Annotated in this window: 14 protein-coding genes and 2 pseudogenes; 7 read left to right on the top strand and 9 right to left on the bottom strand. The window is 64.8% G+C overall.

Annotation, left to right across the window (positions count from 1 at the left end; genetic code table 11):
• Nucleotides 1-21: 21 nt before the first annotated feature.
• From CWS35_RS28605 to CWS35_RS28585, 5 genes are all read right to left on the bottom strand, one after another.
• Nucleotides 22-612 carry a TIGR02281 family clan AA aspartic protease gene (locus CWS35_RS28605; RefSeq protein WP_024582313.1) on the bottom strand — a complete coding sequence of 197 codons (591 nt, stop codon included), beginning with the start codon at nucleotides 610-612 and terminating at the stop codon, nucleotides 22-24.
• Nucleotides 613-637: 25 nt separating this feature from the next.
• Nucleotides 638-841: a DUF1289 domain-containing protein gene (locus tag CWS35_RS28600; protein WP_024582312.1), complete on the bottom strand. Its 204-nt coding sequence runs from the start codon at nucleotides 839-841 to the stop codon at nucleotides 638-640.
• A gap of 154 nt (nucleotides 842-995) precedes the next feature.
• Entirely contained in the window at nucleotides 996-2,600 is a 1,605-nt protein-coding gene (locus CWS35_RS28595; protein WP_024582311.1) for a HAMP domain-containing sensor histidine kinase, read from the bottom strand.
• A gap of 156 nt (nucleotides 2,601-2,756) precedes the next feature.
• Entirely contained in the window at nucleotides 2,757-4,202 is a 1,446-nt protein-coding gene (locus tag CWS35_RS28590; RefSeq protein WP_024582310.1) for an L-lactate permease, read from the bottom strand.
• Nucleotides 4,203-4,360: 158 nt separating this feature from the next.
• A complete protein-coding gene (locus CWS35_RS28585; RefSeq protein WP_298279760.1) occupies nucleotides 4,361-5,263 on the bottom strand; it encodes an NAD(P)-dependent oxidoreductase in 903 nt (300 codons plus the stop codon).
• A 172-nt stretch (nucleotides 5,264-5,435) separates the two neighbouring features.
• Between CWS35_RS28585 and CWS35_RS28580 the strand changes: the two genes are divergently transcribed.
• From CWS35_RS28580 to CWS35_RS28560, 5 genes are all read left to right on the top strand, one after another.
• Nucleotides 5,436-5,873 carry a VOC family protein gene (locus CWS35_RS28580; protein WP_100954973.1) on the top strand — a complete coding sequence of 146 codons (438 nt, stop codon included), beginning with the start codon at nucleotides 5,436-5,438 and terminating at the stop codon, nucleotides 5,871-5,873.
• Nucleotides 5,874-5,929: 56 nt separating this feature from the next.
• On the top strand, nucleotides 5,930-7,060 hold the full coding sequence (locus tag CWS35_RS28575) for an Mrp/NBP35 family ATP-binding protein (protein ID WP_100954972.1): 1,131 nt from the start codon (nucleotides 5,930-5,932) through the stop codon (nucleotides 7,058-7,060).
• 227 nt (nucleotides 7,061-7,287) lie between these two features.
• Nucleotides 7,288-7,509 carry a hypothetical protein gene (locus CWS35_RS28570; RefSeq protein WP_245438712.1) on the top strand — a complete coding sequence of 74 codons (222 nt, stop codon included), beginning with the start codon at nucleotides 7,288-7,290 and terminating at the stop codon, nucleotides 7,507-7,509.
• A 317-nt stretch (nucleotides 7,510-7,826) separates the two neighbouring features.
• Nucleotides 7,827-8,915 carry a TRAP transporter substrate-binding protein gene (locus CWS35_RS28565; RefSeq protein WP_100954970.1) on the top strand — a complete coding sequence of 363 codons (1,089 nt, stop codon included), beginning with the start codon at nucleotides 7,827-7,829 and terminating at the stop codon, nucleotides 8,913-8,915.
• 310 nt (nucleotides 8,916-9,225) lie between these two features.
• Entirely contained in the window at nucleotides 9,226-10,314 is a 1,089-nt protein-coding gene (locus CWS35_RS28560) for a TRAP transporter substrate-binding protein (protein WP_024582304.1), read from the top strand.
• Between the two features lie 84 nt (nucleotides 10,315-10,398).
• Here CWS35_RS28560 and CWS35_RS28555 read toward each other — a convergent pair whose 3' ends face one another.
• A complete protein-coding gene (locus tag CWS35_RS28555) occupies nucleotides 10,399-11,436 on the bottom strand; it encodes an efflux transporter outer membrane subunit (protein WP_371682808.1) in 1,038 nt (345 codons plus the stop codon).
• A 68-nt stretch (nucleotides 11,437-11,504) separates the two neighbouring features.
• Nucleotides 11,505-11,708 (bottom strand): annotated as a pseudogene (locus tag CWS35_RS40735) (TolC family protein); the annotation flags it as partial.
• On the opposite strand from CWS35_RS40735, the gene CWS35_RS40730 reads away from it, so the two are divergent.
• On the top strand, nucleotides 11,674-11,916 hold the full coding sequence (locus CWS35_RS40730) for a hypothetical protein (protein ID WP_371682884.1): 243 nt from the start codon (nucleotides 11,674-11,676) through the stop codon (nucleotides 11,914-11,916). The pseudogene CWS35_RS40735 and the gene CWS35_RS40730 overlap by 35 nt on opposite strands.
• 41 nt (nucleotides 11,917-11,957) lie before the next feature.
• Here the strand turns inward: CWS35_RS40730 and CWS35_RS28550 are convergent.
• Both CWS35_RS28550 and CWS35_RS28545 read right to left on the bottom strand, forming a co-directional pair.
• Nucleotides 11,958-15,205: pseudogene (locus CWS35_RS28550) on the bottom strand (efflux RND transporter permease subunit).
• 58 nt (nucleotides 15,206-15,263) lie between these two features.
• Nucleotides 15,264-16,451, bottom strand: coding sequence for an efflux RND transporter periplasmic adaptor subunit (locus CWS35_RS28545; protein WP_024582301.1), 1,188 nt, complete (start codon nucleotides 16,449-16,451; stop codon nucleotides 15,264-15,266).
• A gap of 418 nt (nucleotides 16,452-16,869) precedes the next feature.
• Here CWS35_RS28545 and CWS35_RS28540 point away from each other — a divergent pair, with 418 nt between their 5' ends.
• Nucleotides 16,870-17,544 (top strand): response regulator transcription factor, encoded by a 675-nt coding sequence (locus CWS35_RS28540; RefSeq protein WP_024582300.1) that lies wholly within the window; start codon nucleotides 16,870-16,872, stop codon nucleotides 17,542-17,544.
• The last annotated feature ends 2 nt before the right edge of the window (nucleotides 17,545-17,546 follow it).

Here is a 17,546-nt window from a genome sequence, read left to right as displayed (position 1 = left end):
GTGAACGTTCTAGGAGTGCCCCTAGTCGATCGCCGTGCGCGTGCGCCGATGGCGGCTCGGGGAGGCGATGCTGCCGGTGACGTCGGGATATCCGGTCAGCGAGAGCGTGTCGGAGCGGACGCCCCAGCTTTCGAGCCGGTCGAGGAAGCTCATGCCGAGCAGGTTGGTCTTCATCTGGCCGCGTTGCACGACGAGCGCCGGCACCGATTTCTCGACCAGCTTGCCGACCGCGAGACGATCGAGCGTCAGCCGCGCCGCCTTGGTGTGGCCGCCGGCCGTCTCCAGGTCGACATTGTAATCGAGCATTTCGGTCGGCAGCCCGATCGCCTTGGCGGTTTCCCAGGTCAGCACGACGGAAGTCGCGCCGGTGTCGATCACCATTGGCGCGCTGACGCCGTTGATCTTGGCGCGGAACGCGAACTCCCCGCCCTGGCCGCGCGCGATCTGAACCGCGGGCGCCGAACTCGGGCTCGCCGTGGTAGCGGCGATGGTGCGGCCGAAAATCTGGGTTAGGTTTTCCCTGGCACGGGCGATCTGATCGGGATCGCCATAGGCGACGACGGCGCCGGCGGTCGCCATCAGCAGCACGATGACGAGGAGAATGCGGGTCATCGAGCACCTCCAGCCGCCGCCGTGCTCAGGCGCGCTTCGGACGCGGCTCCATGGCCTCGAGGCCGGCCTCGGCCATGCGCGCCGGCAATGTCGACATCACGGCGAGCCGCTCTGCGCGGTCCATCTTGTGCCAGCGCGCGATCTCCGGAAGCGTGCGACCGCAGCCGAAGCAGAGCTTCGTCCGAGGGTCCATCATGCAGACTGCGATACACGGCGTTTCTGAGCTCATTCTTCAAGTGTTGGACCGTTTCAGCCGTCGATGCAAGCCGACCGATACGGGATGCTGCATCACGCCCGGGCTTTTTGTCGCGAGCGTGGTCTTCGCGCCAACATCTTGCGCGTATGGACAGCGAGAACCGCGTCACGTTGGTCCGCGACATGCTCTACAATCCGGTGCCGGCACTCATGATCGACTTGCGGCGCACGCGTTTGCGGTCGGCGCCCATCGATGGTTCGACGGGCTCCGGCTGCGTCGGCGGCGCTTCTTCCGCCATCGGCGCCAGCGCGCTCATGACCCGTTCCGGGGGCAGGGTCACGATCACCTCGGTGCCGATGCGCAGCTTCGATTTCAGCGTGAAGGTGCCGCCATGCATGTCGATCAGGCTTTTCGCGATCGGCAGGCCGAGGCCCGCACCCTGTTCCGCCGACTTGATCGAGTTGGAGCCCTGGCCGAACGAGGCCAGCACCACCGGGATCTCGTCCTCGGCGATGCCGCTTCCGGTATCCTTGACGCTGAGATATTGCCCGCCCGACGCAGTCCAGCCGACCTTCAGCCAGATCTCGCCGCCTTGCGGGGTGAACTTGATCGAGTTCGAGAGCAGATTGAGCACGACCTGGCGGATGGCGCGCTCATCGCCCCAGATCCGGGGCATGCCATGCTCGAACACTTCGTGGATGGTGATGCCGCGGCTCGTCGCGCGCAGCTTCAGGAGATGGTGGCAATCGGCGACGACATGCACCAGCGCCACGGCCTCTTCGTTCAGCTCGTAGCGGCCGGCCTCGATGCGCGACAAATCGAGGATCTCGTTGATGAGATTGAGCAGGTGCACGCCGGAATTATGGATGTCGGCGGAATATTCCTTGTACACGGGCACGGTATGCGCGCCGAATATCTCGCTCTTCATCACCTCGGAGAAGCCGAGGATGGCGTTGAGCGGCGTGCGCAGTTCGTGGCTCATCTGGGCGAGGAAGCGCGACTTGGCGACGTTGGCGGACTCGGCGCGATGCCGCGCCTCGTCGGAGATCGCCTTGGCCTGTTCCAGTTCGCCGATCAGCGCGTCCTTTTCGGCGCGGGCTTCCAGCGTCGCCAGCGTGGTCGAATGCAGGCGATGTGCCAGCAGCGCGAAATAGCCCTCGGCGGCAAGCGCGAGCAGCGCCATCACGTAATTGTCGAATGCGCCGTTGAGCACGAGGTCGAGCGCGATTCCGACCGTCACCGGGACGGTCGCCGCGAGCGCCGCGATCGGCAGGCTCGCAGCCAGCATGCTGGAGACCGCGATCACCAGCAGCATCAGGAACATCATCAGCGTATTGGAAGAGAGATCGCGCCCGGCGGGCTGGATCAGGATCGCAGTCCAGCACAGGCCGTAGAGCAGGTCGAGCAGCACGAAACGCGTGCGCCATTTGCGGGTCACCGCGACCGAGGTCGGTTCGGCGAGGAAGCGCGCACAACTGCGCACGATGGCGACGTGGACGGCGAGGATGCCGACCGTCCAGGCGCCGGCCACGATCGGCTTCATCCAGAGGCCAAACAGCACGCCGGTCGCGACCACGAGCAGCATCACGACGTAGGAGGCCGAGATCCGGGTCTGGGCGTATTGGCGGAGCAGTTCGGCGTCGAACGCCGGGCGGGTTCCACTGGTTGACGTTAACCGATCCCGCGCCTCGCGCACCCGCTGTGCAGCAGCACGCCGGCTGTTCACCGGCGCTGCCACCTGAGGTCCTGCCGGAAGCTGTACAACTTCAGGCTTTTCTGCGGGATTACTCATAAACAAACACAAATCCTGCCAGCGAACCGCGCGGGCCTTTTGCATTGTCTATCTGTGACGCCAAATCATTAAGCGATGACTTAAAGAGCTAAAGAAACTCGTTAACGGTGAGTTAAATTAACTTTTGCGCGCGGCGCGGAATCGCGGGCCGGCGTCTCACCATCTCACCAGCAGCAACGCCGCCGCGGCGGCCAGGATGGCGAGCGGAACCGCGCCCAGCGGCCAGCCGCGCGCATAGACGGTTCGTTCGAGCTCGGGCTTTCCGACCAGCGCGCAGCCGACCGCGACCCGCACTGGCGACAGCATGGTCAAGGCCGCGGCTGCGGTGTTCTGGATGGCGCCGAGCCAGGGCAGGCTGAGTGCGGCGTCGCGCGCGAGTGCGATCTGGGCAGGCATCAAGAGGCCGTTGGACGCGTTGCTGCTGCCGGTCAGAAATCCGAACACCCCGGCGAACAGAGGTGTTGCAAGGACGGCGAAGGGGCCAAGCGCCGACCTCAAGCCCTTCGCGAGGCCGTCGGCCAGACCGGATGTGGCCATCACCTGCGCCATCGCCAGGAAGCAGCCGATGGTCAGGATCGGCTTGCGGCCGCGCGTCCATGCCCGTCCGAGTGCCTCCGCTGCCGGCCGTCGCATCGCGACCGTGGTGGCGAGGCCGACCACAAGCAGCCAAGAGCCCGGATGCAGCAAGGGAAACCAGGTTGGGCCGTCGGCGAACGGCTTGACCGCGAGCGCTGCGCGAAGCCATTCGTTGACAGGGGTGATCGCACGTGTCGCCATCAGCACGGCGATCAGAGCGACGTAGGGCAGCCCGATGCGAAGCGCCGACCGCCACTGGTCGCGATCCGGCCTCCCGCTCAACAGGAAGCGTGCGACGATCAGCGGTCCCAGCGCTGCCAGTGCTGCGACCTCAGGGCCGAACAGGGCGTTGGCTGCGACCAGCAGCCCGCCGGCTGCGATCGTGCACAGCGCCTCGCCGGCAAAATCGAGCGGCGTCCCCGGGATCTTGGCGATCGCGGCGATGCGCCAGAACAGACCGAGCCAGGCGATCAGAAGCGGCACGGTGAGGAGGGCGCTATGCACGCCGAGGTCGGTCGGTGCAATCCCGGAGAGCTGCGAGCCGACGATGGTGCCGTTGGCCATCGCGCCCCACGACACCATCATCTGGCTGAACAGCCCGAACAGGATGGCGTGGAGAGGTGCCAAGCCGATGCCATTGAGCATCGGCGCAATCGTGACCTGACCGACACCGAAACCGGTCGCACCCTCGGCGAAGGGCCCGATCAGGAAGCAGGTGGTGTAGAGCTGCCTGCGGCGCCGCTCCGGAGCAACCGGCGTCGCGCGATCGGCTGTGCCATGCTCCGAGACCACCTCGCGGAAGAATAAACCTCCAAGAATGACCGCGCCGACGAGCAGCGCCAGCCATCCACCACGGCCGATCGCGCCAACCGCATCGCCGCTACCAAAAGGCTGCGGTGACGCCACCAGGGCGACAATCAGCGAAGTGATGAAGCCGACCAACCCCACCACGGTGGAGGATGCGCGTCCGGTCGCGATCAGCGCCGCGACGACGACGAACGGGAGCGACCATACCAGGTACTGCAAGGTCGTCTCGCTTTCCTCTCGGGCACGCGGCGTCGACGGCGGGCTTCAGTCCGCCGTTGTATGTAGTCGACGGCAGCCTTCGAGCGAGTGGAAGCAGACAGGCAGTACCGCATGGCAGATGACCCGCAGGCGCGGGTCACCTGGCTGCTTGTGAGGACTCAGCGCTGCAAGCGCGCCAGCAGGCTCGACGTGTCCCAGCGCTTGCCGCCCATCTTCTCGACCTCGGCATAGAACTGGTCGACCAGCGCGGTGGCGGGCAGGGTGGCGCCGTTACGGCGGGCCTCCGCCAGCGCGATCGAGAGGTCCTTGCGCATCCACTCGACCGCGAAGCCGAAATCGTACTTGCCCTCGTTCATGGTCTTGTAACGGTTTTCCATCTGCCACGACTGCGCCGCGCCCTTCGAGATGGTCTCGATCACGGCGGCGACGTCGAGGCCGGACTTCTTGGCGAAGTGGATGCCCTCCGACAGGCCCTGAACCAGGCCGGCGATGCAGATCTGATTGACCATCTTGGTCAGTTGGCCGGCGCCGGCGGGGCCGAGCAGCTTGCACATCCGGGCATAGGCGCCGGTGATGATCGGCTCGGCGCCGGCGTAGGCATCCTGAGCGCCGCCGCACATCACGGTCAGCACGCCGTTCTCGGCGCCGGCCTGGCCGCCGGACACCGGCGCGTCGACGAATTTGAAGCCGGCCTTGGTGGCGGCGGCATCGAGCTCGCGGGCGACCTCGGCCGAGGCAGTGGTGTGGTCGACGAAGGTCGCGCCCTTCTTCATGCCGGCGAAGGCGCCGTCCGGACCGATCGTGACCGAGCGCAGGTCGTTGTCATTGCCGACGCAGCACATCACGAAGTCCTGGCCTTCAGCGGCGGCCTTCGGGGTCGCGGCCGTCTTGCCGCCGAACTTGTCGGCCCATTCCTTCGCCTTCGCCGCGGTCCGGTTGTACACGGTGACCTCATGACCGCCCTTTTTCACGAGGTGTCCCGCCATCGGGAAACCCATTACGCCGAGACCGAGAAAAGCGACTTTAGCCATGTCTGATACCTTGTGATTTGCCGTGGTGATCGCCCCTTGGGACCGCCGGAAAACGTCGCGGCAGGCTGGGCATTCCGTCCATGGAAGGAGCCGCACCATACCCCCTGTGCAGCGGAGGGCAACGGCTTCGTTGGATCGCAGAACCCGGTTTTGTGCTACCATCACCCCACCAAAGAACTTCACAAAAAAGGGAGTGTCTCGCATGGGCATGAGCGTCGGTGTGCTCGATCATTTCAATATCCGGACCCGGAATCTCGCCGCCACGGTGCGGTTCTATGAAGACGTTCTGGGACTGGAAAAGGGCGCGCGGCCGAACTTCGCGTTCCCCGGAGCCTGGATGTACAGCGAGGGCAAGGCGGTGGTGCATCTGGTCGACATTTCGGCGACCGACGAGGCACAAAAGCCGGATTCGGGCGTCGTCCACCACGTCGCTTTTGCCAGCCAGGGCTTCGACGGCATGCGCAAGCGGTTACAGTCCAAGGGCATGGAATTCGACTCGCGCCAGGTTCCCGGCGGCGATCTCTGGCAGATCTTCGTCAACGACCCCAACGGGGTCATGATCGAGCTGAACTACGAGGCCGCCAAGGAAGGCGGCTCGGCGGCGCCGTCCGAGCGGCGGGACGACGTCGGAGCGAGGTAGCCTTTTGCGCTGCAACGCTCTATGGGTCGTCCCTCAAACTTCCCGGGAGATACGCGGTGAGCGTGACGCAGCAACAGGTTCTCGATTGCCTTGCCAGGGTGATGTCGCCGCGCGGCACGGCCTTGACCAACGCCAATGTGCTGTCGGCGATCACGGTCGCTGACGGCAAGGTGTTCTGCTCGATCAACGTCGATGCCGCGGAGGCCCGCGCGTGGGAAAGCGTGCGTGCGCAGGCCGAGAATGCCGTGCGCGCCATCCCGGGCGTCAGCGTCGCGATGATCGCGCTGACGGCGGAGCGCAAGGCCGGCGGGGCGCCGCCTGCACCACGGCCGGCCGGCGGCGTTCAGCCAGCCGCGGCGCACCGGCATCCGCATCCGCCCGGCGCCCAATCGCCGATGGCCCGGCAGGCCGAGATTCCGGGCATCTCAGCCGTCATCGCCGTCGCCTCCGGCAAGGGCGGGGTCGGCAAATCGACCACGGCGCTCAACCTCGCACTCGGCCTGCGCGACCTCGGCCTGCGCGTCGGGCTGCTCGACGCCGACATCTACGGCCCGTCGGTGCCGCGGCTGACCGGCATCCGCGAGAAGCCGCAGCTCAACGACGACAAGAAGATGATCCCGCTGGTGCGCTTCGGCCTGGCGATCATGTCGATCGGCTTCCTGGTCGAGGAGGACACCGCGATGATCTGGCGCGGGCCGATGGTGATGTCGGCGATCACCCAGATGCTGCGCGACGTCGCCTGGGGCACGCTCGACGTGCTGGTCGTCGACATGCCGCCCGGCACCGGCGATGCCCAGCTCACGCTGGCGCAGAACGTCCCGCTCAAGGGCGCCGTCATCATCTCGACGCCGCAGGACCTCTCGCTGATCGACGCGCGGCGCGGGCTTGCGATGTTCAAGAAGGTCAACGTGCCGGTGCTCGGCATCGTCGAGAACATGAGCTATTTCCAGTGCCCGCACTGCGGCACGCGCTCGGACATCTTCGGCCATGGCGGCGCCCGCCACGAGGCCGAGAAGCTCGGGGTGCCGTTCCTCGGCGAAGTCCCCCTGCACATCGCGATCCGCTCCGCGTCTGACTCCGGCAATCCGGTGGTCGAGAGCGAGCCGGACGGCCCGCACGCGCAGATCTACCGCGCGATCGGCGCCAAGGTGCGCGAGCAGCTGCAAGGCGTCATCGCCGCGGCCTGAGCTGGTGCCGTCGTCATCGCCTGCCATGCTGCTCTGACAGGCCCGAGGTCCGGCCGTTTCTGCACAGGACCGTCGCCCTGGGCGATTGCTGAATCGATTTCGCCCTGTATGTTTGGGGGGGCCGGCCGAATCGTACCACCTCCGTCCATTTGCCAACGGCCGCGGGTGCAGCCGAAATTGCGGGAAGAGCCGTGAAGCGACCGTCAACAGCCATGACAGCGTCACGCATGGCAAAGAAGGAAGGCCGCAAACATCTGACGCGCGAGCAGCGCGCAGAGGCTTCGCGGATGGCATTCAACGTCGCGAAGAAATCCGACTCGATCGGCGAAGCTGCCGAGTCGGTCGCAAAGACGTTCGGTGTCAGCAAGACGACCGCGCAAAGCTGGATCAGGCGCGGGCGGCATTTGGCCGACCAGGCCAAGAAGGCGCGGGAGACGACCAAGCGCTGATCGCTCCCGCCGTCCGGCAAGCGTGCCGGCGGCCCGCACGCGGCGATTTACCGCGTGACCGGCGGCAAGGTCCGCGAGCAGCGGCAAGCCATCCGTGCCGCGGCCAAGCCCCCTATTTTCCGGCAGATTCCGGCGTCATCAGACTTTCGTTTAATTGGCGCGGTCATGCCATTGTCGCGTTTCCGTGACGCCACCTTCCGTGGTAAAGGGCCGACCGAGAGCGCCTCGGCGGGCCTTCGCAAGCGTGCAGCTTGCAAGCGCCCGCCGGAGAACTGCTTACGGTCACTGGGAAACGCCCCTCAAGGAGAAGCCTTACGATGAAGCGTCGTGATTTTTTGAAAGTTTCTGCGGCCGGTGCTGCCGCGACGGCGGTTGCTGCGCCGGCGATCGCGCAGTCCTCGCCTGAGATCAAGTGGCGCCTGACCTCGAGCTTCCCGAAGTCGCTTGACACCATCTATGGCGGTGCCGACCAACTGGCGAGGTATGTCGCCGAGATGACCGACAACAAGTTCCAGATCCAGGTGTTCGCGGCGGGCGAAATCGTCCCCGGCCTACAGGCGCTGGACGCGACCTCCAACGGCACGGTCGAGATGTGCCACACCGTGTCCTACTACTACGTCGGCAAGGATCCGACGTTCGCGATCTACGCGTCGGTGCCGTTCGGTCTCAACGCGCGCATGCAGAACTCCTGGTGGTACCAGGGCGGCGGTGAGGCGCTCGGCAACGAGTTCTTCAAGAAGTTCGGCGTGATCGGCTTCCCCTGCGGCAACACCGGCACCCAGATGGGCGGCTGGTTCCGCAAGGAGATCAAGACGGTCGCCGACATGTCCGGCCTCAAGATGCGCATCGGCGGCATCGCCGGCCAGGTGTTGCAGAAGGTCGGCGTGGTGCCGCAGCAGCTCGCCGGCGGCGACATCTATCCGGCGCTCGAGAAGGGCACCATCGACGCCGCCGAATGGGTCGGTCCGTATGACGACGAGAAGCTCGGCTTCCAGAAGGTCGCGAAGTACTACTACTATCCGGGTTTCTGGGAGGGCGGTCCCACCGTGCACTCCTTCATCAACCTGGAGAAGTGGAACGCGCTGCCGAAGAACTATCAGGCGATCCTCGCCAACGGCATGGCCAACGCGAACAGCTGGATGGCTGCGCGCTACGACATGCAGAACCCCTCGGCGCTGAAGCGGCTGGTGGCCGGCGGCACCCAGCTGCGTCCGTTCACCAACGAGGTGCTCGAGGCCTGTCTCAAGGCGACCAACGAGCTCTGGAGCGAGATCTCGGCCAAGAATGCCGACTTCAAGAAGTCGATCGACGCCATGCAGGCCTATCGCTCCGATCAGTATCTGTGGTGGCAGGTTGCCGAATACACGTTCGACAGCTTCATGATCCGCTCGCGTACCCGCGGCTGAACATGATGCTTGCGAGCGCGATCGACGCGCATTGGCGCGGAGAAAACGCCTCGAAATAGGCATTGGGGTTACGGCCATCGAGCCGAAACCCGCTCAAAGCTTCGACTTAAGTAGCCCGGCCCTCGCAAGACGGCCGGGCTTTTTGCGTCTGGCGTTCACCGGGGGATGCTCCATGCTCCCGCCCAAGCCTCGGCACGAAGGCGGCGCGATCTCTCGACGATCGCGGCGGCAAGAAAAGCAAGCGCGACGATCGGCAATCCAGTCAGCGCTTCGATGACATGAGGAAAACACAACCAGGGCAGGATTCAAAATGAAGCGCAGAGATTTCATCAAGGTCACGGGTTTAGGCGTCGCCGGTGCCGCGACCATCGCAGCGCCGGCGATCGCGCAGTCGATGCCCGAACTGAAATGGCGCATGACGACGAGCTGGCCGAAATCGCTCGACACCATTCACGGTGGCGCCGAGATCATGGCGAAGGCTGTCGGCGAGGCCACCGACGGCAAATTCCAGATCCAGACCTTCGCCGCGGGCGAAATCGTCCCCGGTCTGCAAGTGCTCGACGCCGTGCAGAACGGCACCGTCGAGATGGGGCATACCGCGTCCTACTATTATTTCGGCAAGGACCCCACCTTCACCCTGGGAACGTCGGTGCCGTTCGGACCCAACTCGCGCCTCAACCAGGCCTGGTTCATCCAGGGCGGCGGCAAGGACCTGCTCAACGAATTCTACAAGGGCTACAACTTCACCTCATTGCTCGCCGGCAACACCACCTGCCAGATGGGCGGTTGGTTCCGCAAGGAGATCAACACCGTCGATGATCTCAAGGGATTGAAATTCCGCATCGGCGGTTTTCCCGGGCGCGTGATGCAGAAGCTCGGCTGCGTGCCGCAGCAACTCGCCGGCGGCGACATCTATCCGGCGCTCGAAAAGGGCACGATCGATGCGGCGGAATGGGTCGGGCCTTATGACGACGAGAAGCTCGGCCTGTATAAGGTCGCGCCGCATTACTACTATCCCGGCTGGTGGGAAGGCGGCACGATGCTGCTGGCGATCGTCAATCTCGACAAGTGGAATGCGCTGCCCAAGTACTATCAGAACGTTCTCGAGCAGGCTGGTCATCTCGCCAACAACTGGATGATGGCGAAATACGATACGGTGAACCCGACGGGGTTGAAGAAACTGCTCGCCGGCGGCGCCAAGCTTCACGCCTTCTCGCAGCCGATCATGGAGGCAAGCTACAAGGCGGCGAAGGAGCTGCACGCGGAGGTCTCGGCCAGCAATCCCAACTTCAAGAAGATTCTGGATTCGCTGATGGCCTATTCCAACTCGGGCTACCAGTGGTTCCAGGTCGCCGAGATCGGCTACGACAACTTCATGGCGCGCCACTTGCAGGGCTGATCCTGACCGTCCAGGGCGCGATGAGGTCGGGCCGAACCCTCATCGCGGTCTGGTGCACAGGGCAATACGGTTCGTCGCGTTCGATCAGGTCTTCGACGCGACGCTGGTCTCGAACACGCAGCCGCGCCAATCGCTGGTCGGGCAGTTGGTCGGCCAGCCGCCGCCGAGCGCCAGGAACAGCGCCGCGGTGTCGGACAGCCGCGTCGCCACCGCCTGCACGCGGGTGATCGCGGCATTGAGATAGACCTGCTGCGCGTTCAGCACATTGACCTGGTTGACCTGTCCGAGCACGAGCTGCTTCTGCACGATGTCGAGGCTGGCCTTGGCGGCGTTCTCCGCCTTGATCGCGGCTTGCACGGCGCGGGCGTCGGCCTGCAAGCTGCGCAGGGCGTCGGCGACGTTCTGGAACGCGGTGATGACGGCCTGGCGGTACTGCGCGTTGGCCTGGTCGAGCGCGGCCTCGGCGGCCTTCTGCTTGTGATACAGCGTGAAGCCGTCGAACAAGGTCTGCGTCGCGCTGCCGGCGACCGTGTAGAACAGCGTTCCCGGCGTGAACAGCTGGGCGGTCTGGAACGCGATCGAGCCCGGATTGGCACTGATGGTGAAGCTCGGCAGGCGCGCGGCGATCGCGACGCCGACCAGCGCGCTTGCCGAATGCATGTTGGCCTCCGCGGCCCGCACATCCGGGCGCTGCGCCACCAGCGTGCTCGGCAGGCTCACCGGAAGGTTGGCGGGCAGCTTGAAGCGGTCGAGATCGAATTTTTGCAGGATCTCGTCGGCGGAGAATTGCCCGGCCAGCGCGGTGAGCAGATCGCGCTGCACCGCAAGCTGCTTCTGCAACGGCGGCAGGGTCTGCTCGGACTGGGCGAGGGCCGCTTCCTGCGCCAGCACGTCGACCTGTGCCGCCTGGCCCGCATTGAACTGGCTCTTCAGGATGCCGAGAATGTCGCGCTCGATCTTGATGATGCGCTCGGTGGCTGCGATCTGGCCGCGCAGCGATGCTTCCTGGATCGCCGCCGTAACCACGTTGGCGGTGAGCGCCAGATACGCGGCCTCGAGCTGGAACTTGGCCTGTTCGGTGAGCGCATCGAGGCTCTCGACGTTGCGGATGTTCTCCCCCACACGTCGGGCACGAAACTGATGTTGAGCTGCGCGGTGTACAGCGAGTAGCGCTCCTGCGCCGTGTTGCCGGGGCCGGACTGGGCGTTCGACACCAACTGGTCGGAGGGCGTGAAGTTCGCGCCGACCTGCGGGAAGAACAGGCCGCGCTGCGCCAGGGCGTTGTAATTTGCCACCCGGATCGATGCCTCGGCCGCCTGCAACGACGGATTATGCTCCACCGTCAGGCGGATCAGCTCGTTGAGCGGCGTCGAGCGGAAGGCGGCCCACCACATGGTCGGGATGTCGGCCCCGTTGACGAAGCGTTGCCTCGTCACGCGGGGGCCGGCTGCGTCGGAACCGGGCGACTGCAATTTCTCCGGCGTGTATCCGGCGACGTCGGGCGCGGGCGGCGAGGAGAAATTCGGACCGACCGCGCAGCTCGCGAGCATGAGTGTGCCGAAGGCCACCGCCAGCGCGCGGATCGGCGCGGCGGCTGCATGATGAGGCAATTTTGCGCTGAGGGCGTACATGACCGGGCGCCTCTAATGCGCTGCTTCGGGCGGCGCCGCGGCAGGCGTCTCGTCGGGTGAGGCGACACGCTCGCGCGACAGGAAGATCTGGCGCAATGCCGGTGCGACGATCAGCAGCAGCAGCGGCCCGATGAACATGCCGCCGACCACGACCGTCGCAAGCGGCCGTTGCACCTGACTACCGATACCATGCGACAGCGCGGCCGGGAACAGGCCCACACCCGCGGACAGCGCCGTCATCAGCATCGGCCGCATGCGCTGCTCGGCGCCGTTGAACACCGCTTCCGCAATGCTCATGCCCGAGGCCCGCAATTCGCGGAAGTAGGTGATGTTGAGGATGCCGTCCATGACCGCGACGCCGAACAGCGAGATGAAGCCGATCGCGGCCGAGATCGAGAAGTCGAGCCCAGCCAGATACAGCGCGATCAGGCCGCCGCCGACCGCGAACGGGATGCCGGCCAGCGCCAGCAGGCTGTCGCGCAGCGAATTGAACAGGCTGTACAGCAACACGAAGATCAGGAGCAGCGTCACCGGCACCACGATCAGCAGCCGCGCCTTGGCGGCTTCCAGATTGTCGAACTCGCCCGACCAGATCATCCGGTATCCGGTCGGTAGCGGCACCGCGTCGGCGACGCGCCGCTGCGCCTCTGCCACCGTGCTGCCGAGATCGCGGCCGCGCACGCTGAACTTGATCGGGATGTAGCGCTGGCTGCGCTCGCGGTAGATGAACGATGCGCCGGTATCGAGCGAGATGTCGGCGAGTTCGCTCAACGGGATGTAGGCGTTGGATCCCGATGGCGTCTGGTAGGCGACCTTGATCTCGCGCACCGAATCGATGCTCTCGCGGAATTTCGGGTCGAGCCGAACCACCACGCCGAACTGCCGGTCGCCCTCCAGCACCGTGGTGGCGTTGGTACCGCCGAGCGCGGCCTGCACCACGGTCGTCACGTCGCCGGTGTTGAGGCCGTAGCGCGCGGTCTTCTCCCGGTTGACCCTGATGTTGAGGTTCGGCTGCCCGACCAGATGGAAGATGCCGAGGTCGGCAACGCCGCGAATCTTGGCCATCTCCTGCGAGACCTTGCCCGCGAGCTGCTCGAGCACGGCGAGGTTCGGGCCGATGATCTTGACCGAGTTGGCGCCCTTGACGCCCGACAGCGCCTCTTCGACGTTGTCCTGGATATACTGTGAGAAGTTGAAGGTGACGCCGGGCAGTTCCTGGTCGAACTCCCGCTGCAATTCCTCGGTGAGCTTTTCCTTGGTCAGGCCGGGCGGCCATTGGTCGAACGGCTTGATCGGCGCGAACAGCTCGACGTTCGAGAATGGCGAAGCGTCGCTGCCGTTATCGGGACGGCCGTGCTGCGACACCACGGTGATGATCTCGGGATGACGCAGCAGGATCTCGCGCATCTTGCGGGTCGGGTTGGTGCCGGCATCGAGCGACATGGTCGGCGGCATCGAGGCGCGGATCCAGAAATTGCCTTCCTCGAGCGCCGGCAGGAACTCGCTGCCGAGGCGGCTTGCGGCGAGCACGCTGAGGCCGAGGAAGATGAGGCCGGCCGCGACCGCGACCTTCAAGTGCGACAGCGACCAGCGCAGCACCGGCGTATAGGCCTTGCGCAGCGAGCGCACGATGACGGTCTCGGTCTCCTCGATCTGCTTCGGCAGCAGCAGGGAGGCCAGCACCGGCGTCACCGTGAACGTCGCCAGCAGCGCGCCGGCCAGCGCATAGCCGTAGGTGCGCGCCATCGGCCCGAAGATCTGGCCTTCGACGCCCTGCATCGTGAACAGCGGCACGAAGGCGGTGACCGTGATGGCGGCGGTGAAGAACACCGCCTTGTCGACCTGCAATGCGCTGACGAAGATCATGCGCAACCGCTCGGTCCAGCCCGGCGCGGGCTGGCCGTTCTGTGCGGTGGTCGGATCGCTCCCCCAATAGCCCTGCGCAAGGTGTTGCAGCACGCGCAGCCGGTTTTCGGGCGCGGATTGGAAGTTGCGGAATATGTTCTCCATCATGATGACGGCGGAATCGACGATGATGCCGAAATCGACCGCACCGAGCGACAGCAGGTTGGCGTCCTCGCCTTGCAGCACCAGGATGATGATGGCGAAGAACAGCGCGAACGGGATGTTGGCGCTGACGATCAGCGCGCTGCGCAGATCGCCGAGGAACACCCACTGGATCACGAACACCAGGAGGCAGCCGAACACCAGATTGTGCAGCACGGTGTGGGTGGTGACGTTGACCAGCGAGGTGCGGTCGTAATAGGGCACGACCTTGACACCCGGGGCAGGGTGCCATCGCTGTTCATCTTGGCGACTTCCTCCTCGACCCTGGGGACGATGTCGTTGGTGTGCTGCGTGCGTCCCATGACGACGATCGCCGCGGCGACGTCGTCGTCCTTGTCCTTTCCGGCGATACCGAGCCGCGGCACATAGCCGACCGAGACGTTGGCAACGTCCTTGATCTGGATCGGCAGCCCGTTCGACTGGGTCAGCACGATATTCTCGATGTCACGAACCCTGTAGCCCTTGGTGACATCGTCCTCCCCGCCGGAATTGATCAGGCCGATGCCGCGGATGTTGACCGATTGCTGGCCGATCGCGATCTCGCGGCCGCCGACATTGACGTTGGAATTGCCGAGCGCGCTGATCAGTTGCGGCACGGTGATGTTGTAGGCCTCGAGCTTCTCGAGGTCGGCGTCGACGTTAAACTGCTTGGTGGTGCCGCCCCAGGAGTTGATCTGCACCACGCCCGGAAGCGTCATCAGCCGGCGGGCGACGACGTAGTCCTGCAATGTCCTGAGATTGGTCAGGCCGAAATTCGGCGGACCGACGAGCTGGTAGCGGTAGATCTCGCCAACCAGGCTGGACTGCTGGATCTGCGGTACCTGGTTGCCGGGAAGCTGGACGTTCTGGGTGATGCTGTTAGTGGCCTGGGTGAGCGCGAAATAATAGTCCACGCCGTATTTGAAGGTCACCCGCACGAACGACAGGCCGTAGAACGAAGTCGAGCGGATGTTGACGACGCCGGGCGTCGGATAGAGGCCGACCTCCATCGGGATCGTGTAGTACTTCTCCATCTCCTCGGCCGAGAGGCCGGCGGCCTGCGCGGTGATCTCGAGGATCACCGGCGCCGGATTGGGATAGGCCTCGATGTTCAGCTTGTAGAATGCGGCAATGCCGGCGGCGCAGAATACCGCGAGGCCAAGCACGATGACGGCGCTTCGTGTCAGACCGAACTGGAGGATGCTCTTGATCACTGGACTACTGCACTAGGTCTGGAACGGAGGAACGCGCGGCTCATCTCGCAGCTCACCGCTATCCGGTGGCTGCGTTGGCAAACTTGTTGCTGAGGAAGATCGCGCCGGTGGAGGCGACCTTCTCGTCGGCGGCAACGCCATCGAGGATCTGACGCCAGCCGTTCTGTTCCATTCCGATCTTCACCGATCGCCGGTTGAACCGCCGGCCATCGCTGGTGACCCACACTGTCATCGTTCCGTCACCTTCGCGCACGACCGCGTCGATCGGCACGCTGACCGACGTCTTCGGCGGTTCGGTTTCGATCGTGAAACTGGCGAGCATGCCGGCGCGCAGCTTGTGCTGGGGATCGTCGATCACCGAACGCACCAGCTGGCGGTGCGAATTCGGATCGATGTTGAGGCCGAGCGTGGTCACGCGGCCGCGAAACACCTCGTTGGGATAGGCCGGCACCCGTACCTCGACCGGCTGGCCGATCCGGTAGGCGGGCGCGTCGGTTTCGATCACGTTGGCCACCATCCACATCGTCGAGATGTCGGCGAGCGAATAGGGCGCCGGCGCGTTGCCGGGCTGCACATAGAGGCCGGGTGCGGCATTGCGCGCGATGATCCGGCCGGAGATCGTGCTCGGCACGACCAGGATGGAATCGACCTTGCGGTCGGCGACGATGCGATCGATCTCTGCATCGGTCTTGCCGAACAGCCGAACCGCGTCGCGCCCCGCCTTGAAATTACCTTCGGCGGTCTGCTGATCCGATGTGGCCTGGTCCACGTCCTTCTGCGCGCCGCCACCGGTCTTGAGCAATTGCTTGACCCGCGCGAGCGTCCTGGTTTGCAGCTCGAGCACACCGGCCGAGGCGAGCAGTCCGGATTCGGCCTGAAGCAGATCAGGGCTGTCGATGGTGAACAGCGTATCGCCTTTCTTCACTTCGTCACCGACGTTGAAGAATGTATCGACGATTCGTCCGGGATTCGGCGTGAATGCCTGCACCAGCATGTTCTGATTGAAATCGATCGAGCCGACCGCGTTCTTCAGCGTCTTGAAGGAACGCTGTTCCGCGGGAATGACCTTGAGGCTCTCGGCCTGCTTGTCGGTCAGGACGACATACTGCTCGTCGACGTTGACATCGGACGCGGTGTTGGTCGGCGCTGCCTTGACGCTCTCGACCCCGTTGGTGCGCACCAGCAGCCACGCGCCCGCCAGCAACCCAGCCACCACGGGCAGCGCTACAAATCCCGCATACTTCATCCGAAATGACATCGCCCGCCTGATTCGCCGAGGTTGGAGAGGCCGCACAAGAACCCGAAACCTAACCGCATCGCGGACAGGGATATTGGTCTTGGCGAGGCCCGGAACCTGTTATCAGGACCAGCTTACGCCAGCCTTACACTGCTTTGCACAACGACGGCGGTCGCAACCGAATTTACGTTGCAGCATAGGCGCTTTCATCTATTTCTTGTAGGCGCGAACCGAGCCGTCCATAGAAAAAACATAGCCTGTTTTGCGTGGCCGGGGCGGTCTGCCGAAATGCGCGTCGTTTGCACGTTGCCATTGCCTGCGGAGCGGTCCGTCCCGGAATTTCCGGAATAGCTGGCCTATCGCAATCGGGTGTGCGAACAGGCACGCTTGGGTACGGGCACGCTTGGGTGAAGACAGGATTGCTGCGATGCGCCTTCTGATCGTCGAGGACAATGTCGAGCTCTCGCGACTGCTCGCCAGCGGGCTGATGGCAGCGGGTTATGAATCCGATCTCGTCAACAGCGTGGCCGAGGCGCGCGATGCGCTGCGCAGCGTCAGTTATGCTGCCATGATCCTCGATCTCGGCCTGCCCGACGGCGATGGTCTGGCGGTGCTGTCGGAGCTTCGCCGCAGGAGCGACCCGTTGCCGGTCCTGGTGCTGACCGCGCGCAACGGTCTTCAGGATCGGGTCAACGGCCTGCGCAGCGGCGCGGATGATTATCTGGCCAAGCCATTCGCGCTGGAAGAACTGGTGGCGCGGCTCGAAGCCATCCTGCGCCGGCCCGGCCAGCTGCTCGGCTCGTCGCTGAAGCTCGCCAATCTCGTCTACGACACCGAGAGCAAGCAGGTGTTCGTCGACGGCGTTCCGCACGTCTTCTCGGCGCGCGAGACCTCGGTGCTGGAGATCCTGCTGCGGCGGCAAGGGCGGGTGGTGCCGAAGAAGAACGTCGAGGACCACATCTTCGGCCTGTCGGGCGAGGTCGCCTCGAATGCCGTGGAAGTCTACGTGTCGCGGCTGCGCAAGCTGCTCGCCGAACACCAGGCCAAGATCATCATCCACACCATTCGCGGCGTCGGCTATCTGATGGCGGAGGAGAAATAGGC

It is taken from the genome of Bradyrhizobium sp. SK17, assembly GCF_002831585.1.
Lineage (GTDB): Bacteria > Pseudomonadota > Alphaproteobacteria > Rhizobiales > Xanthobacteraceae > Bradyrhizobium.
The sequence above is the reverse complement of the archived record's forward strand: the minus strand, read 5'-3'. Positions and strand labels throughout refer to the sequence as shown.

What these genes read in the sequence shown, in the direction of transcription:
- CWS35_RS28605 (WP_024582313.1), bottom strand. Translation starts at nt 612, where the DNA reads ATGACCCGCATTCTCCTCGTCATCGTGCTGCTGATGGCGACCGCCGGC.
- CWS35_RS28600 (WP_024582312.1), bottom strand. Translation starts at nt 841, where the DNA reads ATGAGCTCAGAAACGCCGTGTATCGCAGTCTGCATGATGGACCCTCGG.
- CWS35_RS28595 (WP_024582311.1), bottom strand. Translation starts at nt 2,600, where the DNA reads ATGAGTAATCCCGCAGAAAAGCCTGAAGTTGTACAGCTTCCGGCAGGA.
- CWS35_RS28580 (WP_100954973.1), top strand. Translation starts at nt 5,436, where the DNA reads ATGGGCATGAGCGTCGGTGTGCTCGATCATTTCAATATCCGGACCCGG.
- CWS35_RS28570 (WP_245438712.1), top strand. Translation starts at nt 7,288, where the DNA reads ATGGCAAAGAAGGAAGGCCGCAAACATCTGACGCGCGAGCAGCGCGCA.
- CWS35_RS28565 (WP_100954970.1), top strand. Translation starts at nt 7,827, where the DNA reads ATGAAGCGTCGTGATTTTTTGAAAGTTTCTGCGGCCGGTGCTGCCGCG.
- CWS35_RS28560 (WP_024582304.1), top strand. Translation starts at nt 9,226, where the DNA reads ATGAAGCGCAGAGATTTCATCAAGGTCACGGGTTTAGGCGTCGCCGGT.
- CWS35_RS28545 (WP_024582301.1), bottom strand. Translation starts at nt 16,451, where the DNA reads ATGAAGTATGCGGGATTTGTAGCGCTGCCCGTGGTGGCTGGGTTGCTG.
- CWS35_RS28540 (WP_024582300.1), top strand. Translation starts at nt 16,870, where the DNA reads ATGCGCCTTCTGATCGTCGAGGACAATGTCGAGCTCTCGCGACTGCTC.